The sequence below is a fragment of the Helicobacter sp. 11-8110 genome (assembly GCF_003288905.1).
GTDB classification, from domain to species: domain Bacteria; phylum Campylobacterota; class Campylobacteria; order Campylobacterales; family Helicobacteraceae; genus Helicobacter_D; species Helicobacter_D colisuis.
Map to the genome: position 1 here is coordinate 546,344 of NZ_NHYL01000001.1, position 16,704 is coordinate 563,047.

Annotated in this window: 20 protein-coding genes and 5 tRNA genes; 21 read left to right on the plus strand and 4 right to left on the minus strand. The window is 33.6% G+C overall.

All coding sequences use genetic code 11. The features are described from left to right. Positions 1-17 precede the first annotated feature (17 nt). The 8 genes from CCY98_RS02625 (at position 18) to CCY98_RS02660 (ending at position 6,776) form a co-directional block, all read left to right on the plus strand. The gene (locus tag CCY98_RS02625; protein WP_258438014.1) at positions 18-440 is read left to right on the plus strand and encodes an acyltransferase; all 423 of its coding nucleotides are present in this window, start codon (positions 18-20) and stop codon (positions 438-440) included. 405 nt (positions 441-845) lie between these two features. Beyond that, a complete protein-coding gene (locus tag CCY98_RS02630) occupies positions 846-2,045 on the plus strand; it encodes a CDP-glycerol glycerophosphotransferase family protein (RefSeq protein ID WP_181566526.1) in 1,200 nt (399 codons plus the stop codon). Next, complete coding sequence (locus CCY98_RS08515) at positions 2,042-2,641, plus strand: HAD-IB family phosphatase (RefSeq protein WP_112057027.1); 600 nt, start codon at positions 2,042-2,044, stop codon at positions 2,639-2,641. The genes CCY98_RS02630 and CCY98_RS08515 overlap by 4 nt, the downstream gene beginning before the upstream one ends. Beyond that, positions 2,614-3,249 (plus strand): NTP transferase domain-containing protein, encoded by a 636-nt coding sequence (locus CCY98_RS08520; protein WP_112057028.1) that lies wholly within the window; start codon positions 2,614-2,616, stop codon positions 3,247-3,249. Before CCY98_RS08515 ends, CCY98_RS08520 begins: the two co-directional genes overlap by 28 nt. Positions 3,250-3,251: 2 nt before the next feature. After that, a complete protein-coding gene (locus tag CCY98_RS02645) occupies positions 3,252-3,974 on the plus strand; it encodes an amino acid racemase (RefSeq protein WP_112057029.1) in 723 nt (240 codons plus the stop codon). Then, a complete protein-coding gene (locus CCY98_RS02650) occupies positions 3,958-4,605 on the plus strand; it encodes a class I SAM-dependent methyltransferase (RefSeq protein ID WP_112057030.1) in 648 nt (215 codons plus the stop codon). Before CCY98_RS02645 ends, CCY98_RS02650 begins: the two co-directional genes overlap by 17 nt. Positions 4,606-4,616: 11 nt before the next feature. Next, a complete protein-coding gene (locus CCY98_RS02655) occupies positions 4,617-5,687 on the plus strand; it encodes a glycosyltransferase (protein WP_112057031.1) in 1,071 nt (356 codons plus the stop codon). Between the two features lie 3 nt (positions 5,688-5,690). After that, on the plus strand, positions 5,691-6,776 hold the full coding sequence (locus CCY98_RS02660) for a DegT/DnrJ/EryC1/StrS family aminotransferase (RefSeq protein ID WP_112057032.1): 1,086 nt from the start codon (positions 5,691-5,693) through the stop codon (positions 6,774-6,776). A gap of 6 nt (positions 6,777-6,782) precedes the next feature. Here the strand turns inward: CCY98_RS02660 and rny are convergent, their stop codons facing one another. From rny to CCY98_RS02680, 4 genes are all read right to left on the minus strand, one after another. Then, a complete protein-coding gene (rny, locus tag CCY98_RS02665) occupies positions 6,783-8,354 on the minus strand; it encodes a ribonuclease Y (RefSeq protein WP_112057033.1) in 1,572 nt (523 codons plus the stop codon). Next, entirely contained in the window at positions 8,269-8,949 is a 681-nt protein-coding gene (locus CCY98_RS02670) for a 5-formyltetrahydrofolate cyclo-ligase (RefSeq protein WP_250604530.1), read from the minus strand. The genes rny and CCY98_RS02670 overlap by 86 nt, the downstream gene beginning before the upstream one ends. Further along, the gene (locus CCY98_RS02675; protein WP_258438033.1) at positions 8,937-9,443 is read right to left on the minus strand and encodes a hypothetical protein; all 507 of its coding nucleotides are present in this window, start codon (positions 9,441-9,443) and stop codon (positions 8,937-8,939) included. Before CCY98_RS02675 ends, CCY98_RS02670 begins: the two co-directional genes overlap by 13 nt. Positions 9,444-9,511: 68 nt before the next feature. After that, positions 9,512-11,500 carry a TonB-dependent receptor gene (locus CCY98_RS02680; protein ID WP_112057036.1) on the minus strand — a complete coding sequence of 663 codons (1,989 nt, stop codon included), beginning with the start codon at positions 11,498-11,500 and terminating at the stop codon, positions 9,512-9,514. Between the two features lie 214 nt (positions 11,501-11,714). On the opposite strand from CCY98_RS02680, the gene CCY98_RS02685 reads away from it, so the two are divergent. The 13 genes from CCY98_RS02685 (at position 11,715) to rplL (ending at position 16,651) form a co-directional block, all read left to right on the plus strand. After that, positions 11,715-11,790, plus strand: a tRNA-Thr gene (locus CCY98_RS02685). 38 nt (positions 11,791-11,828) lie between these two features. Next, positions 11,829-11,913 (plus strand) — tRNA-Tyr (locus CCY98_RS02690). Between the two features lie 13 nt (positions 11,914-11,926). Then, a tRNA-Gly gene (locus CCY98_RS02695) sits at positions 11,927-12,003 on the plus strand. A 69-nt stretch (positions 12,004-12,072) separates the two neighbouring features. Continuing rightward, positions 12,073-12,147: transfer RNA gene (locus CCY98_RS02700), tRNA-Thr, on the plus strand. Positions 12,148-12,261: 114 nt separating this feature from the next. Next, positions 12,262-13,461 carry an elongation factor Tu gene (gene tuf, locus CCY98_RS02705; protein WP_112057037.1) on the plus strand — a complete coding sequence of 400 codons (1,200 nt, stop codon included), beginning with the start codon at positions 12,262-12,264 and terminating at the stop codon, positions 13,459-13,461. Positions 13,462-13,471: 10 nt separating this feature from the next. Further along, positions 13,472-13,642, plus strand: a complete 171-nt coding sequence (gene rpmG / locus CCY98_RS02710; protein ID WP_005021381.1) for a 50S ribosomal protein L33 — start codon at positions 13,472-13,474, stop codon at positions 13,640-13,642. A 29-nt stretch (positions 13,643-13,671) separates the two neighbouring features. Next, positions 13,672-13,747, plus strand: a tRNA-Trp gene (locus CCY98_RS02715). A gap of 29 nt (positions 13,748-13,776) precedes the next feature. Further along, entirely contained in the window at positions 13,777-13,956 is a 180-nt protein-coding gene (secE, locus tag CCY98_RS02720; protein ID WP_112057038.1) for a preprotein translocase subunit SecE, read from the plus strand. A gap of 22 nt (positions 13,957-13,978) precedes the next feature. Beyond that, positions 13,979-14,503: a transcription termination/antitermination protein NusG gene (nusG, locus tag CCY98_RS02725; RefSeq protein ID WP_181566537.1), complete on the plus strand. Its 525-nt coding sequence runs from the start codon at positions 13,979-13,981 to the stop codon at positions 14,501-14,503. Positions 14,504-14,525: 22 nt separating this feature from the next. Next, complete coding sequence (gene rplK, locus CCY98_RS02730) at positions 14,526-14,951, plus strand: 50S ribosomal protein L11 (RefSeq protein ID WP_006655951.1); 426 nt, start codon at positions 14,526-14,528, stop codon at positions 14,949-14,951. A 23-nt stretch (positions 14,952-14,974) separates the two neighbouring features. Next, positions 14,975-15,679, plus strand: a complete 705-nt coding sequence (rplA, locus tag CCY98_RS02735; protein ID WP_112057040.1) for a 50S ribosomal protein L1 — start codon at positions 14,975-14,977, stop codon at positions 15,677-15,679. 90 nt (positions 15,680-15,769) lie between these two features. Then, positions 15,770-16,252 carry a 50S ribosomal protein L10 gene (rplJ, locus tag CCY98_RS02740; protein ID WP_112057041.1) on the plus strand — a complete coding sequence of 161 codons (483 nt, stop codon included), beginning with the start codon at positions 15,770-15,772 and terminating at the stop codon, positions 16,250-16,252. Positions 16,253-16,276: 24 nt separating this feature from the next. Next, positions 16,277-16,651: a 50S ribosomal protein L7/L12 gene (gene rplL / locus CCY98_RS02745; RefSeq protein WP_112057042.1), complete on the plus strand. Its 375-nt coding sequence runs from the start codon at positions 16,277-16,279 to the stop codon at positions 16,649-16,651. The last annotated feature ends 53 nt before the right edge of the window (positions 16,652-16,704 follow it).

A 16,704-nucleotide genomic window follows, 5' to 3' on the forward strand; every position in this document is an offset into this window, starting at 1 on the left:
TAATAATCGTCTTTGGCTTGTGTATAGTAGAAAGTGGCACAAGAATTTGGCAATTTTGCGTAGTTTTGCCTAGTGCGATTATAGGTGAAAATTACAATATTTGTTCGCATTGTTTTATAGAGAATGATGTAAAGATTGGAAATAATGTTGCAATTAAATGTGGAGTTCAAATTTGGGATGGGATAGAAATAGAGGATGATGTTTTTATGAGTCCTAATGTAACCTTTTGTAATGATAAATATCCAAGATCTAAGCAGTATCCCAAAGAATTCTCTAAAACGATCATTAAAAAAGGTACGAGTATAGGAGCAAATGCAACTATATTGCCGGGTGTCACCATAGGAGAAAATGCTATGATAGGGGCTGGGGCGGTTGTGGCAAGAAATATATTAGCAAACTCAAAATATTATTGCAAAATTAATCAAGTGGTAAGTGAGTGATTAAAATACATGTGAATAGTAATATATATATAGTTAATTAAAGATATTGTTTTGTGTTTTGATAAGTTGTCAAAGAAGAAGTGTCTATTAAAATAAGAAATTGTTTTGAAAATTGTTGAATGTGTTATTTTTCGAAAGTTTTGTTTTTTTTTATATTATTGGTTAAGCTTAGTAATGATATACTACTAAGATGTTTATTTTGTTTTTTTTGAGTAATATAGGGATGTGTTATATGGAAGCTTTTTTATGAGATGAAGAGCTTGATATGTTACCCTTAATGAATTTAATATTTTTCGGAAAAAAATTATGACATATAAAAGAAACAAAGTGTTAGCAAGAATATTGTCTTTTTGGATTCCTATTAAAAATTATAGAAAAAAAGTGCGAGAAAGAATTTTGCATTATTTGAATTTGTTAGAAGCCCAAAAAAGCCAAAAAAGAAATTCACTTCTTTTGAATAAAGTTAGAAACAAAATTAAAAATAACCAAAAAATAAATGCAACTTTTTTGGTCATGTATGATTCTGTTTTTCCCGCGCAGAAAATTTTTGAAGATTTATTGAATGATGCAATGTTCAGTGTCTCTTTGCTTGTTGTGCCAGATGTTTCTAGGGGACATGATAATATGTTATTGCAGATGAAAAAAACATTTAAATTCTATTCTGAAAAATTTCCTAATGTGTATTTGTCTTATGATATGAATAACAGTTGTTTTATTGAAAATATTTTAGCAGAAAATGATATTGTTTTTGCTTGTAGTCCTTATGATGATATGACACATCTTTTTTATCAAATCAATACTTTAAAAAATACAAATTTAGTGATTTATTTTGATTATGGTCCAATAGTATCAAATTGGTATATTATGCAGACTAGTAATCATTTGATTTTACATCATATATATAAATATTACACTTATTATGCATCTAGCTTTAGTAGGCAATTTAAAAACTCAATAGTGTGTGGTTGCTTAAAAATGGATTCTCTGGCAAATATAAAAAAATATCATTATGAGAAAAAACGCATCATTATAGCGCCGCATCATACTATTGATATATGTTCGGACATTACATTTTCAAATTTTTTGGCTTACCATGATTTTTTTCTAAGTCTCCCTGAAAAATATCCCCAGATTGAATGGATTTTTAGACCACATCCCCTGCTCTTTATTAATTTGAAAAAATATAATATATGGAGTGAGGAAAAAATCCAGCAGTATTTAGATAAATTTAAAAGTTACAAAAATGTTATTTATCAAAATGGTGGAGATTTTTTTGAAGTTTTTGTTAATTCTGATGGATTAATACATGATTGTGGTTCTTTTATGGTGGAATATTTATACACAAATCATCCGGTATGTTACTTGCTAAAAGACAAAGAAAGAAATCGAGATAATTTTAATGAGTTTGCTTCTCAATGCATTGATGTGCATTATAAAGCTTATAATAAAAATGATATTATAAATTTCATTGAAAAAGTTATATTGGAAGAGGAGGATACGCTTGAAGAAAAAAGAAAAAAATTTTTTAATCAAAATATAAAACATGATTATCCGAATACCTCCCAAAAGATTATATTTGAATTAAAAAGGGAAATGACAGAATGATAAAAATCATATTTGATTTGGATGGTACCATAACAAAAAAGGAAACTCTTCCTATTATTTCAAAATATTTCAATATAGAGGAAGAAATAGAACATCTAACTGCTCAAACCATCCAAGGCAATGTTCCTTTTATGGAATCTTTTATAAAGAGAGTGCATATACTAGGCAAGTTTCCTGTTGATGAAATCGCAAGGCATTTGGAAAAAGTCCCTTTGTATAAAAAAATAATTGATTTTATTGAGAAAAATAATCAACATTGTGTTGTGGCTACTGGGAACTTAGATTGCTGGATTGAAAAATTAATGAGACAAATACCTTGTGAATATTATTGTTCTAATGCAATAATTAAAAATAATCAAGTTGCCAAGCTAACACATATATTGCAAAAAGAAACATTGGTAAAACAATTTCAACAACAAGGCTATAAAGTTATATTTATTGGTGATGGGAATAATGATGTTGAAGCGATGAGACTCGCAGAAGTTTCCATTGCATCAGGGCTTACGCATGATCCTGCTAGTGGTGTCTTATCGGTGGCGGATTATTTAGTTTTTTCAGAGGAGAGCTTATGTCGGCAACTAGATCAGTTATTATAACATGCGCTGGGATAGGTTCCAGGCTTGGATTGGGAAGCACAAAAGCTTTAATAAATATCAATGGGAAGTCATTAATTGCTTGGCAGCTTGAATTATTGAAAGATGTGGATGACGTCAGGGTTGTAATTGGGTTTCAAGCGAGCGATATTGTTAGGGAAGTTAGAAAATATCGAAATGATGTTGTTTTTGTCTATAATCATAATTATTTTACTACAAAAACGGGATATAGTTTTTTTCTTGGGGCTAGAGATGGAAATGAATATGCTATTGAGCTTGATGGTGATTTATTGATTCATCCAGATGATATGAGTTTTTTGCTTAAACAGGATGGGGAGTGGGCGGCTTATGCCGACAAGAGATCTAATGATGCAATTTATTGTGATGTAGATACGAGAAATGGAGATATAATTTCTTTTTCTGGGCGAAATGGTAAATTTGAATGGACAGGTCCTTGTTGTGTTCGTAAGGACAGACTTTGCCCAAATAAAGAAAATGTATTCAATCAGCTTGAGCCCTATCTTCCTATGAAGGGTTATAAGATAAGAGCCTGTGATATTGATACTTATGAAGATTATCAAAAAGCTTTAATGTTTATAAATGGGTGGTAAAAATGATTGGAATTATTGGTGGGGCTGGTGTTGCAGCAACAAATAAGCTAAATGAGCTTATTGAGATTGATTTAACAAGCAAAGGAGCATTTAGGGATTGTCATCATCCAGAAATTATTACTTGGCAAGCCACAAAAGCTCCTAGTAGGTCTATGTATCTTGAAGGGAGAGGAGAAAGTTTTATTGATGAATATATTAAAATAGCCATATCTTTGAAATCTTTTGGTTGCACAAAGATTTGTATGTGCTGTAATACTGCCCATTATGCAATCGATGAAATTTCTCGCAAATCGCAAGCTAATTTGATTAATTTAATCAAAGAGGTTGTTTTGGAAGCAAAAAATACTGGAGCAAAAAAAATTGGACTAATAGCTTCTGATGGGTGTTTGCAGGGCGGGGTGTATGAACAATATTTTCAAAAATATTATCCGGAAGCAGAAATTATATATCCGGACAATGCAGAACAGAGAATGGTAACGCTAGGAATTTGTAATATTAAAAACAAGTATAGATTTGTAGATGATGATACTCGAGTAAATAATATCTATCAAAGACCAAAAAAAATTTTCTCCAATATTGTGGAAAACTTAAAAAAATGTGGCGCCGAAAAAGTTATTATAGGTTGCACTGATATTAGGGTTGATTATCATGAAGTTGAAAATATTGATTCTTTGGAAATATTAAAAAAAGCTATAATAAAGGAGATTAATGAAAAAAAGTATTAGTAATAGGGATGCATTATTGTTTTATGCCAATATAGCTAAAACAACAGATAATATTCAAAGCGTAAAATTGGCAAATAATACAGATTATACTGAAATTGATGCTGAGTTCATATTAAGATACTCTTCTAAAAATTCAAAAATTTTAGATCTTGGAAGTGGAACAGGATTGATTGTAAATAAAATATATAATCAAGTTTCTCATGTAGATTGTGTAGAATTTTATAAAGAATTTAGCAAATTTATTATTCAGTCCCCTAATGTTAGCATTCATAATCAATTATTGCAAGATTTTCACACGGGTGAAAAATACGATTTGATAACAATTTTTGGAGTTATGCACCATTTTAATGATTTAGAAGCACTTGAATTGTATAAAAAATATTTCTCTTATTTGAAAAAAGATGGGAAAATGATTGTTAAAAATCAATTTGGGATTAATGAAGATGTTGTGGTGAATGGTTATTCTGAGGAACAAAAAACAAATTATTATTCTCATTATAGATATATTCATAAAGAACTCAACATTTTTAGAAGCATCGGTTTTAAAAATGTTGAGTTTTATGATATATATCCACCAGAATGTAATCGATGGGATAATACTCATTTTTATGCTATTGTGGCTTCTGTCTAGGGTGGTTTGTTTTGTCTAAAATTTCTATTCTAACACCTTCTTTTAATCACGAGAAGTATATTAGATTCTTCTTGCAGAGTGTTTTGGAGCAAACTTTTCAAAACTTTGAACTTATTATTGTGGATGATTGCTCTTGGGATAGGAATTTAGAAGAAATTAAAAAGTTTAAAGATGAAAGAATAAAGCTTATTAGGCATGATTATAATAAAGGAATTAATGCTGCCTTAAATACTGCTTTTGAAAATTCTAGTGGCGAAATTTTAGTTTTCTGTGCTAGTGATGATATGCTAGAGAGAGATGCTTTAGGAAAGATTTATCGGGCTTTTGAAGAGACACATATTGATGTAGTTTATCCTGGCGTTAAAGTGATAGATGAAAATAATATGATTTCACAATCAAAAAAGATAGAAATGCAATATAAAGAGCCTCTTGAAATTCTTAATTATATGTTTTTTGAGGGTAATTGCTTAATGTCTGTTGGAATGTCTATAAAAAGGCAAGCATTTAGAGATATTTATCCCTTGCCATTTGGGCTTTGTAACCATCAAGATACTTTTATGCACATTAATTTATTGCTTAATGGGGCAAAGATTTTATTTTTACAAGATGAGGTGATTTTGTATAGAATGGCAAGTGATCAAACAAGCATTAGTGCGAGAAAAGATGTTACTCTCACTAGAGAAAACCTTGAAATAGAATCTTTGATGGATAGTTTTTTGCGCCTTAAAGATATTGAACTTTTGAAAAAAGTTTTTAAAAATGAGATTCAAAATACAGGGATTATGCCTTATGAAGACACAATTGAATTTTTCTTAGGGAGAATGGCTATGTATTCTTCTCAAAGAGTGAGAAAATATTGGGGTTATCATAAAATTTTAGAGTTTTATAATAAGAGCAATAACTCCAATATTTTAAAGACAAGATACAATTTTAATTTCAAAGACTTGTTAGGATTAGCGGAGCTATGCGATAGTGATAGGCTGATTAAAAAATACAGGAAATATAGGAAGCTATTTAAAGGTAGTCTTGTATTTTGCAGTATTTTAATAATGGTAATTGTTGGAATTATTTTGTGGAGGTAGATCTTGATTAAATTTTTGGATTTACATAAAATTAATCAGCGTTTTAAGAGTGAAATTGACTTAGCCATTAGGGAAGTTTTGGAGAGCGGTTGGTATCTTTTGGGAGAGAAAAATAAAGCCTTTGAAGAAAACTTTGCCAAATATTGTGAGACAAAATTTAGCATAGGATGCGCAAATGGTCTTGATGCATTGCACTTAGCTATCCGAGCTTATGACTTCCCCAAAGATTCGGAGATAATAGTGCCAGCTAATACCTATATTGCCTCAATTTTAGCAATTAGCAATTGTGGGTTGAAGCCTATTTTGGTAGAGCCAAATTTAGAGACTTATAATATTGACGCGGATTTGATTGAAGCCAAAATTACAGAGAAAACAAAAGCCATTGTGGTTGTTCATTTGTATGGTCAAGCAGTTGAAATGGAGAAAATTTGGGAGCTTGCTAAAAAATATAATCTAAAAATTATTGAGGATTGCGCACAAGCTCATGGAGCAATATACCAAGGTAAAAAAGTTGGAAATCTAGGGGATATAGGGTGTTTTTCTTTTTATCCTGGTAAAAACTTAGGAGCATTAGGTGATGGTGGAAGTATTACCACTAATGATGAAGAAGTCGCGATAAAGATTAGAGCAATAGCAAATTATGGGTCTTTAATAAAATATGAAAACATTTACAAAGGCTTAAATTCTAGGCTTGATGAGATTCAAGCTGCTATATTGGATTTAAAATTGCAATTTTTAGATGCAGACAATCAGCAAAGAAGAGAAATCGCTAAAATTTATAGAGAAAATATTAAAAATGAGAAAATTGTTTTACCAAAATCATATAAAGAAGAATCACATGTTTGGCATTTGTTTGTTATACGCACAAAAGATAGGGATAAATTGCAGGAATACTTAAAGATTAAAGGTATCCAAACACTAATTCACTATCCTATTCCACCACATAAGCAGAATGCTTATAAGGAGTGGAATAATCTTAGTTTTCCTATTACAGAGAAGATTCACAAAGAAGTGCTGTCTCTACCTATTTCGCCAGCAATGAATAAAGAAGAAGCTTTTTATATTGTGCAGATTTTGAATGAATTTTAAACTTATTCATTCCGCTATTGCACAGGCTCTTGTTTCGCGTATTACACTTACTTTGATTTCACCGGGGTATTGGACATTAGATTGTATTTCTTGAGCAATTTCTTTAGCAAGTAAATAGGATTCATCATCGTCAATTTCTTCTGCTTTGACAATCACTCGCACTTCCCTTCCTGCATTAATAGCATAGGCGTGTAAAACGCCCATTTTTGAGAGTGCAATTTTCTCTATTTCACTCACGCGTCTTAGGTAGTTTTCTAGCACTTCTCGTCTTGCCCCAGGGCGTGCAGCAGAGAGTGCATCAGCTGCACACACAGCTGCTGCTTCTATGCTTTTAACTTCTTCATCGCCATGATGAGAGAGAATCGCATTTAAAACTATAGGGTGCTCATTATACCGCCGTATGATTTCTGCTCCAAGCTCTACATGAGTGCCTTTGAACTCGTGTGTCCTTGCCTTTCCTATATCATGCAAGAGTCCGGCTTTTGTTGCTAGCAGGCAATCTCCGCCTAATTCTGCGGCGATGATTCCAGCAAGATTGGCTACTTCTAGGCTATGTGCTAGTGCATTTTGCCCATAGCTTGCGCGGTAGCGTAATTTTCCGATGAGTTTTTTGATTTCAGGGTGGATGTTTCCAAGTCCCAAATCAAGAGTAACTTTATCTCCCTCATCAAAAATATTTTGTTCAAACTCTTCAGCACATTTTTGATAAATCTCTTCGATTCTAGCAGGTTGGATTCTGCCATCTTCGATTAATCTTTGGATAGTCTGCACAGCAATAGATCGGCGGTAGAGATTGTGTGAGCTAACGACAATCACACCAGGTGTGTCATCAATAATAATATCTACTCCACAAATCATTTCAAGTGTTTTAATATTGCGCCCATCTTTTCCGATGATTCGAGCTTTCATCTCATCATTAGGGAGAATGATTGTGTGGATAAGTCTCTCAGCGGCAAATTCCCCTGCAAAGCGTGAAGTGGCTTGAGCTAGAATATAAGCTGCTTTGGCTTTGGCTTCTTCTCTAAGCTCTTTTTCTTGTTTTCTTAGAATCTGTGCGATTTCTTGACGCGATTCTTCTTGTATCTTTTTAAAAAGGATTTTTTTGGCTTCGCTCTTTGTGATAGTGCTAATAGTGGCTAGTTTGTTAGTTAGATCTTCAAGCCTTTCTTGATAGTTTGTTTTGAGTTTTTTAAGTGATTCTTGCTCTTGGAGTAAAACATTTTTATCACGATTGATGAGTTGTCTTTCGCGATCAAGTGAGCATTGTTTGTGTTCTAGCTTTTGATTCTCTCTTAGCTTTTCTTTTTCAAATTCTAAGCGATTATTTTCATATTCTTTTACAATTTTGGCTGTTTCTCTTTCGTATTTTTGCTTTGATTCTAGCTCTATTTCTTTGGCTTTAATTTTTGATTCTTGAAGTGTTTTTTCTGCTTCGTATTCAATAGCCTTTGCCTTAGCCTTTGATTGTTCAAGCAGAATCTCTACATTAGCGCTAGAAAGTCTGCGTGAAATAAGGTAGCTTCCTCCGCCGGCGACTAAGGCTGATAAAGCGGAGCTGACAATAATCCAAGTTATCATATTTTTGATCCTCTAGTTTGAGACTAGCAAAGGGCGTGATGAAGAAATTTGACTGCACATCGTGTTTTTCTGTGATAGTTTGATGAGTATAATGAATGCCACGACAAATAAAAATATTGGTAGGTTTGTGTTTTAAAGTATCAAAAAATCTATCATACATACCCTTGCCAAATCCTATGCGTTTGAAATTTTTATCCATTCCAAGTGTGGGAATGATTGCAATATTAATTTTTTTAAAATAAAATGTTGAATTTTTGGCTTCATAAATACCAAATGCCTTTTTTTGCAATGGTAAGCGGTATTTTACAATTTTAAAGCTGATACCACACATAAAAGGGATAAAAATTTGTATATTTCTTGATTTGCGGTAAGAATTAAGTAGCTTCCTGCAATCAAATTCGCTTTTTAAAGGATAATAAAATAAAATAGAAATAGGTGCCTTAGAAGTTTTTTTGTGAGCACAGATTAGTTTTTTTAGAAGTTTATCAAGCTGTTTTTCTAAACGATAATCCAAGTATCTAAGCTGCTTAGAATCTTGAATTTTTTTGAGATTAGCTTTGTAGTGTTGGCGATAGGATTCTTTTAGGTTTTGCAAGGGTTTCCTTTGAATGAAAAGATAAGAGTAATAAACACTAAGCATTGCAATAAAAGCAAAAGAAAATGAATGTAATAGACTTGCGATTCTTTAAGCAAGATTCCAAACTGCTCTAATCCAAAATAAAAAATAAAACTCAATACTAAACCACCTAAATACCCAATTTGTCTTGTTTTATCAATCTTAGAAAGAAAACTTTTGGAATGAAAGATTAGGGTTTCATTGCGCACAAGATAATCTCCAAAAATAAAGCCTATCTGATAAAGCCCATAGACTAAAAGCGCACCATAGAAAGTCTGCGGAAAAAGCAAATAAGAAAGCAAATAAGCAAAGGGCAGAATCTCCATAAAGGTAAGAATGATCTTATAGGGTTTGGTTTGGAGTAGCTGTGTATAAAAAAAGCTTAGAATCCACGCTCCAAGGGCAAGAATGATTCCGCCAATGGAGAAAGTTTTGGGGGGTAAAAGTGCATAAATGGTAAAGATTGTTCCCAAAGCAACTCCCCCAAAAAGGGAGTTTAAAAATTTGTAAATAAGATAATTGTGAAGCGAAAAATTTTGCATTAGAATTTGTATTTCACTCCTCCACCAAAGGTTGTTTCAAACTCATAGGGATAATAAGCTCCACTAACCACTAGAGCATTTTTATGATTTGTGAGATTATTAGCAAAGGCATAAATTTCAAAATCTTTAAGTGTGTAGCTTAATGTGGCATTGAGACTTTGATAGTTTGGCATTTTTGTAAGCACATTATCATAATCATTATAATCATAAGCCCTAGAGCCATATTTATAAGAGATTCCAAGATTAAGATTAGGAATAGGGAGATAATTAAGGCTTGTTACAAAAGTGTGCTTAGAGACACCGGGAATTGTATTGCCTTTATATCCTTCATTACCTTGCATGGTAGCATCAACATAAGCATAACTCAAGGTTGAATAAAGGTTTTGCGAGAAATAAGTGATAAATTTAACTTCACCACCGATTCTTCTTGTTTTTCCTAGAGTTTGGTTATCATAAATGCCTGTGATTTTGTTTAGACCATAATAGTTTTCATCGTGCCCTTGGATATAAAACACACTTCCGCTAAGCTTGTGAATCCCCACAATCATATCTGTTCCAATTTGAAAAGTATCAAAAGTGGCTGGTTCAATGAGTGTGTTAGGCAAAGGGGCAAATGTGATAGGATCATAGCGGAGTAGCCAATCAACATTTGGAGTAACAAAGGTGCGAGAATAGGAAGTAAAAACGCTAATTTGCGGGTGGATTTGGTAATGATAGCCAAGTTCTCCACCAATAAGATTTTCATCCCTGCTATAAGAATTAGTTTGTTTGTTGATGACTCTTTGTGTGTTGATTCCAAGATTGAGTGTGGAGTTTCCTAGATATTTTTCTCCGCTAAGATAAAGCAACATTTCACTCACTTCGGCTTTGACATTGTTATTTGTGCGTTGGCTTTGTTTGATCTCTCCCCCTATTTCTGCAAGATAGGAATCATTTTTGTAAGTGCTGTTAAAGTTTCCATATAAGCCTTTTCCAGTATAGAGTGCATTAGGAGAATTGACATAATCGCTTTCATTGCGATTCCCACCAAAGTTAATATCGGTAGTAACGCCATTTTGCGCATAATAGGTTAAGCCAAAATTATGATGCAAATCCCATCGCTTTTGATGACTAAAGGAATCTCCCCAAAGTGATGGCGCAGGAGCTTGGCTTGGATCTTTGTCAAACTGCTCTTTGGTGAGTAGTGGACCAGCGTATTTGATTCCATATTTGGAATAATTAGCACTAGCTTTTAAGATTAAAGAATCATCAGGGTAATAAAAAAGCGTAATACCGCCATTTTTATTGTAACTGCCATCTTTTTCATCAGATCCTTGTGTGATTTTTCTAGCACCTTGAGAATGTTGATATTGACCATAAAATCCAATATTCAAAGTGTCTCCCACATAACGCGCAGTCATTTGTGAATTGAGCGTGTCATAGCTTGAATAGCCTAGATTAATAGTTCCACCTTCTTTGCGTGTGGTGGTGATTTTCAAGATTCCACTCACTGCACCATTACCATATTTTGTCATACCCTTGCCGCGGATAATTTCAATTTTTTGAATCGAATCAAGTGGAATAGAGCTTAGTGAAACAGGCGGTGAATCAATATTATTTATTCTAATTCCATCAACAATGATTGCAAGATTCTTGTGTGCGTTTTGCCCAAAGCCACGCAAATCAATGTTTTGAGTGTAAGGATTGCCATAACTGGAAGTGGTTTTAAGCAGAGAATGAAGATTTAAGAATTCATAGACATTTTGAGCATTGGATTGTTTAATTTCCTCTGCACTAAATTCTTCTTTGAAGTCTGCATTCTCTACAAATTCATCTGCATGGATAATAGAAAGCTTTAAAGATTGAGAATCTTGAGATTGTGAAGATTTTTCATTTAAAGCGATATTTTGACTTTGTGCAAGAAGGGTGCTGTTTAAAGCTAAAATTGCAGCCAAAGAAAAATATTTTTTTCTAAATCCCCTAGGTTGTAAATGTTTGTGTTTTCGCATTTAAATTTCCTAAATTAATGAAATTTTGGCGATTTAAAAATTAGCAATCATTGCCTAAATATTCTTATTGTATATTTCTTATTGTATATTTAAGGATATAAAGAAGTGATTGCTAGAATATTTAAAAAGCCAAAAAGAATTCTACAATAAATTTTTATAAAGTATTGACATTTTTAAAAAAAGAGGATAGAATTTCACTTCATTTTTAAATTTTGCTGGTGTAGCTCAGTTGGTAGAGCAGCTGCCTTGTAAGCAGCAGGCCGGGGGTTCGAGTCCCTTTACCAGCTCCATTTATTTTTATTTCAGTGTTTGACCAGTTTATAATTGGGGTGAGATACTCAAGTGGCCAACGAGGGCAGACTGTAAATCTGCTGGTTCTACCTTCCGTGGTTCGAATCCACGTCTCACCACCATTAATAGCTATTTGCGGGAGTAGCTCAGTTGGCTAGAGCATCAGCCTTCCAAGCTGAGGGTCGCGGGTTCGAGCCCCGTTTCCCGCTCCATATACTGGGAGCTGATTCTACTTGTAGTTTTTTTAAATCAGCCCAACACTTATGTATTGTTATTTTTTTGCCCATATAGCTCAGTGGCAGAGCACTTCCTTGGTAAGGAAGAGGTCGGCGGTTCAATCCCGCTTATGGGCTCCAGTTTTTCAGAGTTTATGATGGAATTGTAGAAAATGTTACGATTCTTAATTTTAAAATTGGTAAAAATAGTGTAGAATAACGGCTATTTTAAACTTTAAATTTTAGGAGAAGCTTATGGCTAAGGAAAAATATGTCAAATCAAAACCACATGTAAATATTGGAACTATCGGGCATGTTGACCATGGTAAGACAACTTTAAGTGCTGCGATTTCTGCTGTTCTATCTACTAAAGGTCTAGCAGAGATGAAGGACTATGATAATATCGATAATGCTCCAGAAGAAAAAGAGCGTGGTATTACTATTGCGACTTCACACATTGAATATGAAACAGAAAAAAGACACTACGCACACGTAGATTGTCCTGGACACGCTGACTATGTTAAAAACATGATCACAGGTGCTGCGCAAATGGATGGAGCGATTTTGGTTGTTTCTGCTGCAGATGGTCCTATGCCACAAACAAGAGAGCACATTTTGCTATCTCGCCAAGTAGGTGTTCCTTACATTGTCGTATTTATGAATAAACAAGATATGGTTGATGATCCAGAATTATTAGAATTAGTTGAAATGGAAATTAGAGAGCTTTTATCAAGCTATGAATTCCCAGGAGATGATACTCCAATTATCGCTGGTTCTGCATTAAAAGCACTTGATGAAGCAAAATCTGGAACTTTAGGTGAGTGGAGTGAGAAAATCATGAAGCTTATGGATGCAGTAGATGAATACATTCCAACTCCTGTTCGTGAAACTGATAAAACTTTCCTTATGCCAATTGAAGATGTTTTCTCGATTGCTGGTCGTGGAACAGTTGTAACAGGAAGAATTGAAAGAGGTATTGTAAAAGTTGGTGATGAGATTGAAATCGTAGGTATTAGACCAACTCAAAAAACAACTGTTACTGGCGTTGAAATGTTTAGAAAAGAGCTAGATCAAGGTGAGGCTGGTGATAATGTTGGGGTTCTTTTAAGAGGAACCAAAAAAGAAGAAGTAGAAAGAGGTATGGTTCTCTGTAAGCCAGGCTCAATCACTCCTCACAAAAAATTTGAAGGTGAAATTTATGTTCTTTCAAAAGAGGAAGGCGGAAGACATACTCCATTCTTTAATGGATATAGACCACAATTCTATGTAAGAACAACAGATATCACAGGTTCTATTACGTTACCAGAAGGTGTAGAAATGGTAATGCCAGGTGATAACATTAAAATCACTGTTGAATTAATCAACCCTATCGCACTTGAAGAGGGAACAAGATTTGCTATCCGTGAAGGTGGTAGAACTGTAGGTGCGGGTGTTGTTACAAAGATTATCGAATAGGCTTTAAAAAATGGCTAAAGGTAATCGCGTAAAAATTGGACTCAAATGTTCTGAATGTGGTGACATTAATTACAGCACTGTAAAAAATGCAAAAACCCAAACAGAAAAACTGGAGCTAAAAAAGTTCTGCCCAAGATTAAATAAACACACAATTCATAAAGAAGTAAAACTAAAAAGCTAAGATTCCTCCTCTTAGCTTTTAGCTTTTGTAGGTCAGTAGCTCCAATGGTAGAGCGTCGGTCTCCAAAACCGAGTGTTGGGGGTTCGAGTCCCTCCTGGCCTGCCATTTTGTAATAAAGAGAGACAATCAAAGAAATGAAAAAACTAATTAGTTATTATAAATTATCAAGAGAAGAGTTATCAAAAGTTATTTTCCCCACAAAAGAACAAGTGAGAAATGCATTTATTTCTGTGGTCATCGTTGTAACAATAGTTGCTTTATTCTTGGCATTAGTTGATTTCATTCTTGGTAGTTTTGTTTCAAGTATTTTATAATTTTTAGGATTTGTCTATGGCGTTGTATTGGTATGCGATTCAAACATATTTTGGTAGTGAGCAAGCAGTAAAGCGTGGGATTGAAAATCTTGTAAGAGAACATCACTTAGAAGAGAGAATCACTGATATTGTTGTTCCAACTGAAGATATTATTGAAGTAAAAAATAACAAAAAAAAGATAAGCGAAAGAAGTCTTTATCCCGGATATGTTTTTGTAAAAGTTGATCTTGATACAGCATTATGGCATAAAATTCAATCTTTACCGAAAGTTAGTCGTTTTATTGGTGAGGCTAAAAAGCCAACTCCATTGAGTGAAGCAGATATTAATCATATTATTGAAAAAGTTCAAAATCGTGCTGCTCCTAAACCAAAAGTTATTTTTGAAGCGGGAGAAGTTGTTAGAATCATTGAAGGTCCTTTTGCAAACTTCACTGGAACAGTTGAAGAATATGATATGGAGCATAGAAAACTCAAATTAAATGTTTCTATTTTTGGTAGAAGCACCCCTATTGAAATACTTTATTCACAAGTGGAAAAAATAGTTTAATTACTAAAGACAAGGATAAGTTATGGCAAAGAAAATCATTGGCGAACTTAAGCTTCAAATCCCTGCGGGCAAAGCAAATCCATCTCCTCCTGTTGGTCCAGCTCTAGGACAGCGCGGTGTTAATATTATGGAATTTTGTAAAGCATTCAATGAAAAAACGAAAGATATGGGAGATTTTAATATTCCTGTGTTAATCACTGTTTATCAAGATAAAAGCTTTACATTTGTAACCAAAAAACCACCTGTTACAGATTTAATTAAAAAAGCAGCAGGAATCCAGAAAGGTTCTGATAATCCTTTAAAAAATAAAGTTGGAAAATTAACTAAAGCACAAGTTTTAGAGATTGTTAAAACAAAGATGGATGATTTGAATGCAAATTCAGAAGAAGCAGCAATTAAAATTGTTGAAGGAAGTGCTCGAAGTATGGGCATTGAAGTTGTAGATTAATAAGACGCGTTGGAGTATAAAATATGGCAAAAAAAATTACTAAAAGAATGCAAAAACTACTAGAAAAGGTAGATTGTAAAAAGATATACGATATTACAACCGCTTCTGCAACAGTGAAGTCTTTAGCATCTGCTAAATTTGATGAAACCGTTGAGATTGCGTTGAGTTTGGGAGTTGATCCTAGACATGCCGATCAAATGATTCGTGGTGCTGTTGTATTGCCTAATGGAACAGGAAAAAATGTTCGAGTAGCAGTTTTTGCAAAAGGCGTAAAAGCTGATGAAGCAAAAGCAGCAGGAGCTGATGTTGTAGGTGATGAGGATTTAGCAGAGCAAATCAAAGGTGGTGAAATCAATTTTGATATGGTGATTGCTACTCCAGATATGATGGCTTTAGTGGGAAAAGTTGGTCGAATCTTAGGTCCAAAGGGATTAATGCCAAACCCCAAAACTGGAACAGTAACTATGGAAGTTTCAAAAGCAGTGAGCAATGCTAAGAGCGGTCAAGTTAATTATCGTGTAGATAAAAAAGGTATTATCCACGCACCTGTTGGAAAGGTTAGCTTTGATGCAAAAAAACTAGAAGAGAATATCATTGCGCTTGTTAGAAATATCAATAAGCAAAAACCAGCAACAGCTAAGGGTAAATATATTAAAAATGCAACTTTATCGCTAACAATGAGTCCATCACTTAAACTTGATGTGCAAGAACTCATTGATATGAAATAATTTATTCTTGTTTTTATCTTAGACTAATGACTATAGGGGCTTTGCTTAAAAATTACCCTATATAAGTCTTTCGTCGGAAAGGAGGTTAAAATGACAAAAGTAGAAAAAAACGCTTTAATTGAAAGTTTAAGTGCCGAATTTCAAGCTTCAAATGCAATCATCGTTTGTGATTATAAAGGACTTACGGTTAAGGAATTAGAAGTTCTAAGAGCAGAAATGAGAGCTCAAAATGCAAAAGTGCAAGTCGTTAAAAATACTCTAGCTTCTATTGCATTAAAGAATTCTAATGTTGAAGGTTTGGAGCTAAAAGAAAATAATATTTTTCTTTGGAGTGAAGATCAGATTTCTTTGTCAAAAGTAGTTTGCAAATTTTCAAACTCTGTGGGCGGAAAATTAGTGATCAAATCTGGTTACTTTGAAGGAGAGTTGGTTGATTCAAAACATATCGAAGCAGTTTCAAAACTACCTTCAAAAGAAGAGCTTATTGGTATGTTGCTGTCTGTTTGGACTGCGCCTGCAAGATACTTTGTTACAGGGTTGGATAACTTACGCAAACAAAAAGAAGGTGAATAATTAATAAATTTAAGGAGATAAATTATGGCAATTTCAAAAGAGGATGTATTAGAGTATATTGGTAATCTTTCTGTTATGGAACTTTCAGAGCTTGTAAAAGCTTTTGAAGAGAAATTTGGTGTTTCTGCTGCGCCAACTGTTGTTGCAGGTGCAGTTGCTGGTGGTGCTGGTGCTGCTGCAGAGGAAAAAACAGAATTTGATGTTATTCTTGCAGATAGCGGTGATAAGAAAATCAATGTTATCAAAGTTGTAAGAGAAATAACAGGTCTTGGCTTAAAAGAAGCAAAAGATGCAGTTGAGAAAACTCCATTCACCGTTAAAGAAGGTGTTAAAAAAGAAGATGCTGAAGCTATGAAAGCAAAATTTGAAGAGGCTGGTGCTAAAGTCGAAATTAAATAATTCAAGAGAGGGGGGATTTTTCCCCTCTAAATTTTTCATTTTTCTTCCAAAAT